The sequence below is a fragment of the Vibrio cyclitrophicus genome (assembly GCA_023206055.1).
GTDB classification, from domain to species: domain Bacteria; phylum Pseudomonadota; class Gammaproteobacteria; order Enterobacterales; family Vibrionaceae; genus Vibrio; species Vibrio cyclitrophicus_A.
The window spans coordinates 96162-109502 of record CP065366.1 but is presented as its reverse complement, the minus strand read 5'-3'; the positions used below and the strand labels follow the sequence as shown (position 1 = coordinate 109502).

Genomic DNA, 13341 nt, shown 5'->3' with positions numbered 1-13341 from the left:
TCATGGCGAAGAATTTTCTAATTGAACTGGGTACGGAAGAGCTTCCACCAACGGCACTTCGTTCTCTAGCAGAAGCCTTTGCTTCTAACTTTGAATCAGGTCTTAAAACGGCTGAGCTTTCTCACGAAGGCATCAAGTGGTACGCAGCACCTCGTCGTCTAGCACTTAAAGTAACAGCACTGGCTGAAGGCCAAGCGGATAAAGTCGTTGAAAAACGTGGTCCTGCTGTTTCCGTAGCATTCGATGCAGAAGGCAACGCGACTAAAGCAGCACAAGGTTGGGCTCGCGGTAACGGTATCACTGTTGAGCAAGCTGAGCGTCTGAAAACAGACAAAGGCGAGTGGCTTCTTTTCAAACAAGAAGTAGCTGGCAAACCAGTTCAAGAATTGGTGATGGACATCGCTGCGAAAGCACTGGCTGGCCTACCAATTCCTAAAGCAATGCGCTGGGGTAACTCAGACATTCAATTTATCCGTCCAGTGAAAACACTGACAGTACTACTAGGGGATGAGCTTGTTGAAGGCAAAATCCTAGGCGTAGCTTCTGCTCGTACTATCCGTGGCCACCGTTTCATGGGCGAACAAGAGTTCACAATCGACTCTGCTGACCAATACCCTGCGATCTTAGAAGAGCGCGGTAAAGTAATGGCAGATTACGATGCGCGTAAAGCGATCATCCTTGCTGATGCTAAAAAAGCAGCAGACGCGGTTGGCGGTATTGCTGACCTAGAAGATGACCTTGTTGAAGAAGTTACCTCTTTGGTTGAATGGCCAGTGGTGCTTACTGCTAAGTTTGAGCAAGAGTTCCTAAAAGTGCCTTCTGAAGCCTTGGTTTACACCATGAAAGGCGACCAGAAGTACTTCCCAGTGTATGACGCTGATAAGAACCTTCTACCAAACTTCATCTTCGTTTCGAACATCGAGTCTAAAGAGCCTCGTCACGTAATCGAAGGTAACGAGAAGGTTGTACGTCCACGTCTTGCTGATGCTGAGTTCTTCTTCAACACAGACCGTAAGCGTCCGCTGATCGACCGTCTTCCTGAACTAGACCAAGCTATCTTCCAGAAGCAGCTTGGTACTATCAAGGACAAAACAGACCGCATCACAGAACTTGCTGGCTACATCGCTGAGCAAATCGATGCTGACGTTGAGAAGTCTAAGCGTGCTGGCCTACTAGCTAAGTGTGACCTAATGACATCTATGGTATTCGAATTCACGGATACACAAGGTGTAATGGGCATGCACTACGCAACTCACGATGGCGAGGACGAGCAAGTTGCACTAGCACTTTACGAGCAGTACATGCCTCGTTTCGCAGGTGATGACCTACCAAGCACTGGTATTTCTTCTGCAGTAGCAATGGCAGACAAGCTAGACACTATCGTAGGTATCTTCGGTATTGGCCAAGCACCAAAAGGTTCTGACCCATTCGCTCTACGTCGTGCGTCTCTAGGTGTGCTACGTATCATCGTTGAAAACGGCTACAACCTAGACCTAACCGATCTGATCGGTAAAGCGAAAGAACTACTAGGCGACAAGCTAACCAACGACAACGTTGAAGCTGACGTTATCGACTTCATGCTAGGTCGTTTCCGCGCATGGTACCAAGATGCTGGTTTCAGCGTTGATATCATCCAAGCGGTACTAGCACGTCGTCCAACTAAGCCAGCAGACTTTGACCAACGTGTTAAAGCGGTTTCTCACTTCCGTGAACTGGAAGCAGCAGAAGCACTAGCAGCAGCGAACAAGCGTGTAGGTAACATCCTTGCGAAATTCGATGGCGAGTTACCAGCTGAAATCGACCTAACGCTTCTTCAAGAAGACGCAGAGAAAGCACTGGCTGAAAACGTTGAAGTAATGACTGAAGCACTAGAACCAGCGTTCGCAACAGGCAACTACCAAGAAGCTCTAAGCAAGCTTGCTGACCTACGTGAACCGGTTGATGCATTCTTCGATAACGTAATGGTTATGGCTGATGACGAAGCGCTTAAGAAAAACCGTCTAACGCTACTGAACAACCTACGTAACCTGTTCCTACAGATTGCTGACATCTCTCTACTGCAAAAATAAGCACGAGTGAGACAGTTGCTCTAAGCCATACTCTGAGTAACTAACGGTAAACACCCAAAGGGAAGCTTTCGCTTCCCTTTTTGTTTTTGTGAACCAAGCATTTGTTTGTAGAGGTGTTATTGATTAACTGAATGAATCAGCACTCAGACTGTAGAGGGCATTGTTTGCTATAACTGACCTGTTTATTCAGGGGAAGGGAACAATGAAAAAAACAGTACTCGCGCTTTCAATACTCGCACTCAGCGCATGCAGCCAAACCAGTGATGACAACTTATTGCTGACGATTGATAACAACACTGTCGTATTTGAATCGACAGGAAAAGGCACTGTTATTGCTGAACAGGAACTCGCTAAAGGTAGCTATACCTTCTCTATCAGCGATACTCAAAATACCTGTGGCACCAACTATGCGCTGGCTGAAGAAAACCGCATCAAATTCAATAAACCCCTTCGCCTAGACGACTGCGCCGAGAAGTCTGAATTAGATATCAAGGTCTTTCGCGCTAACACCTATCAGTTTACGCTCAACCCACAAACCAATGAGCTGACTGTTCAGATAAAGCCGAAGCAACAACAAGTACAAAGTTTTGCTTGTCCGATTCCTAGTGACGAGCTAACCACCATCGACGTTGCTCAAACCTTTGATGATGGCACAGTGGTTAGAGACGCTCTTTCAGGCAAACAAGTCACAGTAACTAATGGCAGCGTCGCCATGCAGCCAGCAGAAAATAGCCAAGGCGTTCTGCTGCTTGAGAAAGTAGAACCAGAAACCAAAGCCGATTTTAGTTGGGACAACGCCACGGTTTACTTCGTGATGACCGACCGCTTCCACAACGGTAACCCTGATAACGACAATAGTTACGGGCGCAGCCAAGACGGACAAGATGAAATAGGCACCTTCCACGGCGGTGACTTGGCAGGCTTAACCGAAAAGCTCGATTACATAGAATCACTCGGTGCTAATGCTATCTGGATAACGTCTCCGTTAGAACAGATCCACGGCTGGGTTGGCGGTGGTGACAGAGGTGACTTCAAGCATTATGGCTACCATGGTTACTACCACCAAGATTGGACCAAGCTTGATGACAATATGGGTACCGAAGATGAACTAAAAACCTTCATCGATACCGCGCACAGTAAAGGCATTCGTGTGGTGTGGGATGTGGTAATGAACCACACTGGCTACGCTACCCTTGCCGACATGCAAGAGTTCGACTTTGGTAAGCTCAACCTCACCGATGAAGAAGCAACGAAAACACTTGGCGAAAACTGGACAGACTGGCAGCCCGCTAAAGGTCAGAACTGGCACTACTTCAATAACTACATCTCTTACAGTGACAAAGAAGCGTGGGAAAAATGGTGGGGCAAGGCATGGCTGCGCAGCGATATCGGCGCTTATGACTCTCCGGGTTACAACAACCTGACCATGTCTTTGGCGCATCTGCCCGATTTCAAAACCGAATCGACAGAAACCACTGGGCTGCCTAACTTCTATCGCAACAAGTCCACCAGCGCGACTGATGAACTTAAAACGCCTCGTGAACATCTAATCACTTGGTTATCGGATTGGGTGCGTGAATACGGCGTTGATGGCTTTAGGGTTGATACCGCCAAGCACGTTGAACTGGACGCTTGGGCTGAATTGAAGGAAAGCTCCAATCAAGCACTAGCTGAATGGAAACAGAATAACCCAGACAAAGCCTTAGATGACTTACCCTTCTGGATGACAGGCGAAGTGTGGGCGCACAGCGTGGTCAAATCAGACTACTTCGCTAACGGCTTTGATTCGATCATCAACTTTGAATTCCAGAGTGATATCGCACCCAAGGCGCTTAAGTGTCTATCCGATCTTGATGCTGATTACCTTCGTTATGCAGAGAAGATCAACAACGACAGCGAGTTCAACGTACTGAGTTATCTATCGTCTCACGACACCTCGCTATTCTGGACACAACACGGTAGCGACTTTGCCAAACAGACCAAGGCAGCAAACGCATTGATGCTGGCTCCCGGTGCAGTACAGATCTATTACGGCGACGAAATTGCACGAGACTTTGGCCCAACGGGTTCTGATCCAATGCAAGGCACACGCTCAGACATGCCTTGGGGTCAAATCACTGGCGAACGTGCAGAGCTGCTAGAACACTGGCAAGCGCTTGGCCAATTCCGCCAACGCCACCCAGCGGTAGCCCAAGGTAAGCACATCATCCGTAACAGCAAAGGTTACTATGCGTTCGAACGCCAATACCAAGATGACAAGGTATTAGTCGTTTATACCGGTTCGAACTAAACCTTCATTAACACAAACACCAGAAACTCAAGGGGAAGCTTAGGCTTCTCCTTTTTTTATCACTAAAGGTACGTTCAATAAGCAAGCTGTCACTCATTAACCAAACTTTATAGAAGTTTTTTACGTGTTAGAGCATTTGGCGCTATGCGTCGCAAAAACATTGCGGTATGTTCAAGGAATACACTGATGGCAGACATAAGGTCTGCCTTAATGACACGTAACAAGCAATCACAATGAATTAGGTAAAATTAGTAATGCAGTTCTCTAAGTTTGGCGAAAAGTTTAATCGATACTCTGGAATCACTCGTTTAATGGATGATTTGAATGATGGCCTGCGCACTCCTGGCGCTATCATGCTCGGTGGTGGCAACCCAGCCGCTATCCCAGCCATGCTCGATTACTTTAACCAAGCCAGTGCCGACATGCTCGCCAGTGGAGAACTCATCGCCGCCCTCGCCAACTACGATGGTCCGCAGGGCAAAGACAGCTTCATCAAATCGTTAGCGGCAATGCTGAAAGAGGCCTATGGTTGGGATATCAGCGAGAAGAACATCAGCCTGACTAATGGCAGTCAAAGTGGCTTCTTCTACCTATTCAACCTGCTAGCAGGCCAACAGCCTGACGGTTCGCACAAGAAAATCCTACTGCCGATCGCACCGGAATACATCGGCTACGGCGACGCGGGGATTGATGACGATATCTTTATCTCTTACCACCCAGAGATTGAGCTGCTAGAAAACCGCCAGTTCAAATATCACGTCGATTTTGAACAACTAAAGGTTGATGACTCGGTCGCGGCTATCTGTGCATCTCGTCCAACCAACCCAACAGGCAATGTACTGACCGACGAAGAAGTACGTAAACTGGATAAACTGGCGCGTGATAACAACATCCCATTGCTGATCGACAACGCTTACGGTCTGCCGTTTCCAAACATCATCTTTGAAGATGTCGAACCGTTATGGAATGAAAATACGATTCTGTGCATGAGCCTTTCTAAGCTTGGTTTGCCGGGTGTGCGTTGCGGTATCGTGATTGCGAGTGAAGAAGTAACACAAGCATTGACCAACATGAATGGCATCATCAGCTTAGCGCCAAACAGTGTTGGTCCAGCTATTGCCAATCACATGATTGAAAAAGGCGATTTACTACGCTTGAGCAGTGAGGTGATCAAACCTTTCTACAAAGATAAATCGCTACGTGCAGTTGAACTGTTACAAGACACTATCGACGACCCTCGCTTCCGTATTCACAAACCTGAAGGCGCTATCTTCTTATGGCTATGGTTTGATGAGCTGCCGATCACCACAATGGAACTGTACGACCGCCTTAAAGCTCGCGGCGTATTAATTGTTCCGGGTGAATACTTCTTTATCGGCCAAGAAGACGAGTGGGATCATGCTCATCAGTGCTTGCGTATGAACTATGTACAAGATGATGAAGCGATGCAGAAAGGCATTAATATTATTGCAGAAGAAGTGAAAAAGGCTTACTCAGAGTAGTAATAAAAACTTTTAGCTTACTGTAGACCAAATACAAAAAAGAGCACCTCATGAGGTGCTCTTTCACTTCTACTTCCCGATTCGCTTTAACTCAATTGAGCTAAGCCAATAGCTTTAGCCTTCTAGTAGGCCATTACCATTAATAGCAATCTTACGTGGTTGCATCGCTTCTGGGATTTCGCGTTCTAGGTCTATGTGAAGAAGACCATTTTCCATGCTTGCACCTACCACTTTCACGTAGTCAGCCAGTTGGAATTTACGCTCGAAATCACGCTCTGCGATACCTTGGTATACAAACGTTTTCTCTGCTTCTGCTTTACGCTCACCTTTAACAATTAGCATATTCTCTTTCTGAGTAAGATCTAATTGGTCATCAGCAAAACCAGCAACTGCCATAGTTATACGGTAGTTATTCTCGTCTTTTTGCTCGATGTTATACGGAGGGTAACCGCCAGAAGTATTTTTCGACGTGTTCGATTCCATCATGTTGAATAGACGATCGAAGCCGATTGCGTTGCGGTAAAGTGGAGTGAAATCTACAGTTCTCATAATGCTATCCTTTTAGTAAGCAATAGTCTTAGCTGTGATTTTTACTGAGATCGAACCTGTGAGTAATTCAGTAAACAGCTAAGAGATTCAATTCGCATTCCTCGGATTTCGCCTCTATTGGCGACAACGCTGGGACATGGCAATGAATCAATTTTTAAGTTGTGTGCTGCTAAAGTTATCCTCTGTTGAGCGATGCTTCGTCAGCGGTAATGAAGGTTCTGTTTCTTCTCTTATAGAGCAAGACAGTCATCCTCTTCACAACTAGATATGTGGATTGAGCAAAATGGTTTCAAGGGATTATTTTCAATTATTTTTCCAATCCAATATTTTTCAGTAACTTAAAAACAAAAAAGACCGCCATTTCTGGCAGTCTTTTAATAATAAATTTAGTTTTTTGAGACGAAGCTATTTCGTTTTAGTTCAAGGAAGAGGCGCGGAGCATACGAATGTATGTGAGCACCTCTGACACAGAAATTAAGCGAAAGAGCGAAGTATCAAAGGTACTAAACGTCTAGATTTGCTACTTTAAGTGCATTCTCTTCGATGAAGTTACGACGAGGTTCAACTTGGTCACCCATTAGCGTCGTAAACAACAAATCAGCACCAACAGCATCTTCAATTGTTACTTGCATCATACGGCGAGTTTCAGGATCCATCGTGGTTTCCCAAAGTTGATCAGGGTTCATCTCACCTAGACCTTTGTATCGCTGTAGGCTTAGACCACGACGAGACTCTTTCACTAACCAGTTCAGAGCATCAACGAAGCTAGAAACTTCTTGAGTACGCTCGCCACGCTTAATGTAAGCGCCTTCTTCAATCAAGCCATCAAGTGCTTCAGAAAGGTCCGCTAGCTTACCAAACTCTTTAGAGTTAATAAGATCGATGCTCAATAGGTGTTCATGAGTCACACCATGAGTACGAACCACAATCTTAGGAACGCTTAAACCTAGCTCTTCGTGTTTTTCAACTTCAAGGCTGTATTGGCTCGCACCTACCTCTTTCGCGTTTAGCTGCTCAACAAGCTGCTTACCCCAAGCTTCAACTGTCGCGTCATCATGACACTGCTCAGCCGTTAGACGAGGAACGTAAATCAGTTCGTGAACCAATGCGCGTGGGTAACGGCGGCTCATACGATCAACAAGCTTGATACCAGCATTGTATTGCTGAACAAGCTTCTCTAAACCTTCACCTGCAAATGCTGGCGCCTCAGGGTTTACGTGCAGTTCTGCATTATCTAAAGCCAAAGATACTTGATACTGGTTCATCGCATCTTCATCTTTAATGTATTGCTCTTGCTTACCTTTCTTCACTTTGTAAAGTGGCGGTTGAGCAATGTAGATGTAACCACGTTCAATTAGCTCAGGCATTTGACGGTAGAAGAACGTCAGTAGCAGAGTACGGATGTGAGAACCATCGACATCGGCATCGGTCATGATGATGATGTTGTGGTAACGCAGTTTATCTGGGTTGTATTCGTCACGACCAATACCACAACCAAGTGCTGTGATTAGCGTTGCAACTTCTTGAGAAGATAGCATTTTATCGAAACGTGCTTTCTCTACGTTAAGGATTTTACCTTTAAGCGGTAGGATTGCTTGGTTCTTACGGTTACGCCCCTGCTTAGCTGATCCGCCAGCAGAGTCTCCTTCCACAATATACAGTTCAGACAGTGCAGGATCTTTTTCCTGACAATCAGCTAGTTTACCTGGAAGACCTGCTAAATCTAATGCGCCTTTACGACGTGTCATTTCACGCGCTTTACGCGCTGCATCACGAGCACGTGCTGCATCGATAATTTTAGAACAAACGATTTTCGCTTCACCTGGGTTCTCAATTAGGAACTCAGACAGTTTCTCACCCATTGTAGACTCAACGGCTGACTTCACTTCTGAAGAAACCAGTTTGTCTTTAGTTTGGCTTGAGAACTTAGGATCTGGCACTTTCACCGAAACAATCGCCGTCAAACCTTCACGAGCATCATCACCAGATGTTGAAGTCTTCGCTTTCTTCGAGAAGCCTTCTTTGTCCATGAAGCTGTTCAATGTACGCGTTAGTGCAGCACGGAAACCCGCTAAGTGAGCACCACCATCGCGTTGAGGGATGTTGTTGGTGAAACAGTAGATGTTTTCTTGGTAGCCATCATTCCACTGCATCGCAACTTCAACGGTAATACCGTCTTCGCGCTCAGAGTTAAAGTGGAAGATTTTTTGGATGATTGGCGTCTTGTTGGTATTAAGATGCTCAACAAACGCTTGGATACCGCCTTCGTATTCGAAGTGATCCATTTTGTCTTCTTCGCGCTCGTCAATCAGCTTAATTGATACACCTGAGTTCAAGAATGATAGCTCGCGGAGACGCTTAGCTAAAATATCGTAATGGAATTCAATGTTAGTGAAGGTTTCTTCACTTGGCCAGAAACGAATTTCTGTACCTGTTTTGTCCGTATCACCCACAACCGCAAGTGGCGCTTGAGGCTCACCGTGGCTGTATGTTTGAGTGTGGATTTTGCCACCGCGGTGGATAGTAAGAGTAACTTGCTTAGAAAGTGCGTTAACTACTGAAACACCAACACCGTGCAAACCACCAGAAACTTTATACGAGTTATCATCGAACTTACCACCAGCGTGAAGAACCGTCATGATTACTTCTGCTGCTGATACTTTTTCTTCTGGGTGCAATTCTGTTGGAATACCACGGCCGTCATCGCTTACTGACACAGAACTATCTTCATGGATAGTTACGATGATGTCATTACAGTGACCAGCGAGTGCTTCATCAATAGAGTTATCTACCACCTCAAAAACCATGTGGTGCAGACCGGTACCATCATCCGTGTCGCCAATGTACATTCCAGGACGCTTACGTACCGCATCCAGACCCTTCAGTACTTTAATACTCGATGAATCGTAATTATCTGACATAGTTACTCTCTGACTAATTATCCTTGCTCTATTTTGCCATGTTCCACATGAAACATCCTGCTATTTTCATCATGCATATCTGCAATCTGATCAGCGGTAATAGAGCTTACAAAAACTTGAGCCTTGGTCGCCTTTAAACACTCAGCAAGACGTGCTCGGCGTTGGCTATCTAATTCGGAAGCGAAGTCATCTATCAAATAGATGCACTGCTTACCTGTCATTTGAGTGAGGTGTTGCCCTTGTGCTACTCGCAACGCGCACACCATCAACTTCAACTGACCTCGTGACAAGACATCTTCCACTGGAGTGCCGTTCACTTTTATCTTTAGATCCGCTTTGTTTGGCCCACTAAAGGTGTAACCAAGCTGCTGATCCCTTTCAAAATTCTTTTCTAAAATCTCGGCGTATGGGGTGTCTTTATCCCAGCCACGATAATAGTTAATCTTTATCTCAAACTCAGGCAAGAAGGTCGCGCAGATTTCTTCAGCGACTTCTTTGAGTTGTTCAACGTAAGTGGCACGCCACTGGCTGATGCTTTCCGCTAAACGGGCCAATTCTTGATCCCAATAGCTCAGCTCTCGATAGTTCGTCGCCGTTTTCAATAATGCATTACGCTGTTTATTGAGGCGCTTTACCCTGCCCCACGCATCATAAAAACCCGACTCACTGTGGAAGACTCCCCAATCAATGAATGCGCGGCGATGCTTAGGTCCATCGGTTAGTAAATCAAACCCTTCCGGGTGAATCAACTGCAAAGGTAAGACTTGCGCTAACTGAGCCAGTTTTTGCCCAGTTTGACCGCTTATTTTAACCTCTGTGGTGCCATCGCGCTGCTTATTAATGCCAATTGGAAGCTCAAATTGATCCGAGGTCATAAAACGGCCATGGACAAACAGTTCGCTACACTCATTTTGAATGATACGACCGGTTAAGGAGCTTTTGAACGAGCGACCATGTCCGAGCAGATACACGGCTTCAAGGACACTGGTTTTGCCGCTTCCGTTAGCCCCTATAAGAAAGTTAAAGCCTGATGACGGTTGAATGTCACAGGCTTCAATATTTCTAAACTGCTTTACGATTAAGCGCGATAAAGGCATAAGGTCTTCATATTAATCTTCAATCACGTATCGGTAGGTCAACACAGGGCAGCTTATAAGCGAATTGGCATAACAACGTACATCGCGCTGTCATCTTGTGCATTTTCAATCAAGGCACTCGCATTAGCGTCTGACATTGAGATTCGAACTTGTTCACAGCGAAGTGTGTTCAATACATCCAATACGTAGCTTACGTTGAAGCCAATCTCTAGCGCGTCACCGTCGAAGTTAACATCTAGCACTTCTTCTGCTTCTTCTTGTTCTGGGTTGTTCGCTGTAATACGCATCTCGCTATCCACAAGATTAACTCGAACACCACGGAATTTTTCATTCGACAGAATCGCTGCACGAGAAAATGCGGAACGTAATTCATCACAACCAGCTTCAAGTGTCTTGGTGGTATTTTGCGGCATTACGCGGCGATAATCAGGGAAACGACCATCAACGAGCTTAGAAGTAAAGACATAGTTGTTCACTTCAGCACGCACATTAGAGTTGCCAATTTGCAGCGTTACAGGCTGTTCAGGAGCATCCAATAACTTCACTAGCTCTTGAACACCTTTACGAGGAACAATGATCTGCTTCTGAGCAAAATCCGCACCCAATTGCGCTTGAGATACTGCCATACGGTGACCATCGGTCGCCACGCTGCGCAGGATAGAACCTTCAATCTCAAACAACATACCGTTGAGGTAGTAACGAACATCTTGGTTCGCCATTGAGAATTGTGTTTTCTCGATCAGACCGCGCAATTCAGCTTGCGTCACAGACACTTCAACTTCACTGTTCCAGTCTTCAATGTTTGGAAAATCTGCCGCAGGTAATGTTGCCAATGAGAAACGGCTACGACCAGAGCGAACCTGAATACGGTCACCATCCAATACCACAGTGATCACTGAGCTGTCTGGCAAGCCACGGCAGATATCTAGGAACTTACGTGAAGGCACAGTAATGCTGCCCGCTTCGAAATCACCTTCAAGCGTTACACGGCTGATCAATTCAACTTCTAGATCCGTCGCTGTCATCGACAACACGTTATCTTCTACTTTAATTAGTAGGTTTCCTAGAATTGGAAGCGTTGGCCTGCCACCTAGTGCGCCAGATACTTGTTGTAATGGCTTAATCAGGTGACTACGTTCAATGGTAAATTTCATATCTTGCTCTTACGGTCTAAATGGCACTGCGTAATAGTACGTGGCCAAGATTCTGCTTATTAAGGTTAAGAATACTGTGTATTAAGAAGAAAGGGTACGAATCAAGTTCGAATAATCTTCTTTAATGTCGTGGCTCTCTTCACGCAGCTGAGCAATCTTACGACAAGCGTGCAACACGGTGGTGTGGTCACGGCCACCGAATGCATCGCCAATCTCAGGCAAGCTGTGGTTTGTGAGCTCTTTCGCCAGTGCCATCGCCAATTGACGCGGACGAGCAACAGAACGAGAACGACGCTTAGACAATAGATCAGCGACTTTGATTTTGTAGTACTCGGCTACTGTCTTTTGAATGTTATCAATGGTGACCAGCTTTTCTTGCAGTGCAAGTAGGTCACGCAGTGCTTCACGCACGAAATCGATCGTAATCGGGCGACCGGTGAAGTTCGCATTAGCGATAACACGGTTCAATGCGCCTTCCAGTTCACGAACGTTAGAACGTAGACGCTTAGCAATAAAGAACGCCACTTCATCCGCAAGGTGAATTTGGTGGTCTTCTGCTTTCTTCATCAAGATAGCAACACGCGTTTCAAGCTCTGGTGGCTCAATCGCAACCGTCAAACCCCAACCGAAGCGAGATTTAAGACGATCCTCTACCCCGTTGATCTCTTTTGGATAACGGTCAGACGTTAGGATGATCTGTTGGTTGCCTTCAAGCAGCGCGTTAAAGGTATGGAAGAACTCTTCTTGAGAACGCTCTTTATTAGCAAAGAATTGGATGTCATCGATAAGCAATGCATCAACACTACGGTAGTAGCGCTTAAATTCTTCGATCGCGTTGTTTTGCAAGGCTTTTACCATATCCTGAACAAAACGCTCTGAGTGCATGTAAACCACTTTCGCATTCGGCTTATTATCAACAATGGCGTTACCCACCGCATGCAACAAGTGCGTTTTACCTAGACCAGTGCCGCCGTATAGGAACAACGGGTTGTAGGCTGTTCCTGGGTTATCAGAAACCTGACGTGCCGCAGCCAAACCCAGTTGGTTCGACTTACCTTCAACAAAGTTATTAAACTTATGTTTTGGGTTCACGTTTGAACGGTGATTAAGATCAACCGCGACAGGTTCTTCATCACGCCAGATATTGTGTACTGGTTTGCGCGCTTGCAGCTGCGCAGGTGCCGACGATTCAGCGGCCACATCGGCAGCTGTACGTGTACGAGCAGGGGCGATAGTCTCAGATTTTGGAGCCGTCACTCGTTTGCTTCCGATCTCAAAATGAAGATGCGGAATATCATTACCACAATATTCTTGTAGCAAACGGTTGATGCTATTTAAGTACTTATCGCGCACCCAATCGAGTACAAATCGGTTTGGTGCAAATAGAGTTAGAGTATTACCATTGAGCTCCGCTTGTAACGGACGTACCCACATACTGAATTCTGTAGCTGGTAACTCTTCTTGAAGCTGTTGCAAGCATTGCAACCAAAGCGAAGATGACACGGTGCCCCACTCTATTTAAGTTATATGAAATGACCGCTAATTTTACCTGTTGATAAGTCAGATCACCAGCAATTGATCACAGATCCAGTGAATAAGATCCAAGTTATTCACAATAAATTTGTAATTTATTGGTTGATCCACACATCTTGCCCCTAATTTACTCACACAATGATCCACTTATGCCCGGATCTTTGCTAGTTATCCCCAAATTGGGAATTCAATCTGGTTATGGTTAATAACATCTGGTTATTTATTC

Annotated in this window: 8 protein-coding genes; 3 read left to right on the top strand and 5 right to left on the bottom strand. The window is 45.7% G+C overall.

The genetic code is table 11. The features are described from left to right. Positions 1-2: 2 nt before the first annotated feature. From glyS to ITG09_00520, 3 genes are all read left to right on the top strand, one after another. The gene (gene glyS, locus ITG09_00530) at positions 3-2069 is read left to right on the top strand and encodes a glycine--tRNA ligase subunit beta (protein ID UPR52203.1); all 2067 of its coding nucleotides are present in this window, start codon (positions 3-5) and stop codon (positions 2067-2069) included. 202 nt (positions 2070-2271) lie between these two features. Then, positions 2272-4359, top strand: coding sequence for an alpha-amylase (locus ITG09_00525; GenBank protein UPR52202.1), 2088 nt, complete (start codon positions 2272-2274; stop codon positions 4357-4359). A gap of 254 nt (positions 4360-4613) precedes the next feature. After that, positions 4614-5861, top strand: a complete 1248-nt coding sequence (locus ITG09_00520; GenBank protein UPR52201.1) for a valine--pyruvate transaminase — start codon at positions 4614-4616, stop codon at positions 5859-5861. 114 nt (positions 5862-5975) lie between these two features. Here ITG09_00520 and ITG09_00515 read toward each other — a convergent pair whose 3' ends face one another. The 5 genes from ITG09_00515 to dnaA form a co-directional block, all read right to left on the bottom strand. Then, on the bottom strand, positions 5976-6410 hold the full coding sequence (locus tag ITG09_00515; GenBank protein ID UPR52200.1) for an Hsp20 family protein: 435 nt from the start codon (positions 6408-6410) through the stop codon (positions 5976-5978). A gap of 503 nt (positions 6411-6913) precedes the next feature. Further along, a complete protein-coding gene (gene gyrB, locus ITG09_00510; GenBank protein ID UPR52199.1) occupies positions 6914-9331 on the bottom strand; it encodes a DNA topoisomerase (ATP-hydrolyzing) subunit B in 2418 nt (805 codons plus the stop codon). Between the two features lie 17 nt (positions 9332-9348). Continuing rightward, on the bottom strand, positions 9349-10428 hold the full coding sequence (gene recF / locus ITG09_00505; protein ID UPR52198.1) for a DNA replication/repair protein RecF: 1080 nt from the start codon (positions 10426-10428) through the stop codon (positions 9349-9351). 53 nt (positions 10429-10481) lie between these two features. Continuing rightward, complete coding sequence (dnaN, locus tag ITG09_00500) at positions 10482-11582, bottom strand: DNA polymerase III subunit beta (GenBank protein UPR52197.1); 1101 nt, start codon at positions 11580-11582, stop codon at positions 10482-10484. Positions 11583-11663: 81 nt separating this feature from the next. Further along, positions 11664-13085: a chromosomal replication initiator protein DnaA gene (dnaA, locus tag ITG09_00495; GenBank protein ID UPR52196.1), complete on the bottom strand. Its 1422-nt coding sequence runs from the start codon at positions 13083-13085 to the stop codon at positions 11664-11666. Positions 13086-13341: the final 256 nt, after the last annotated feature.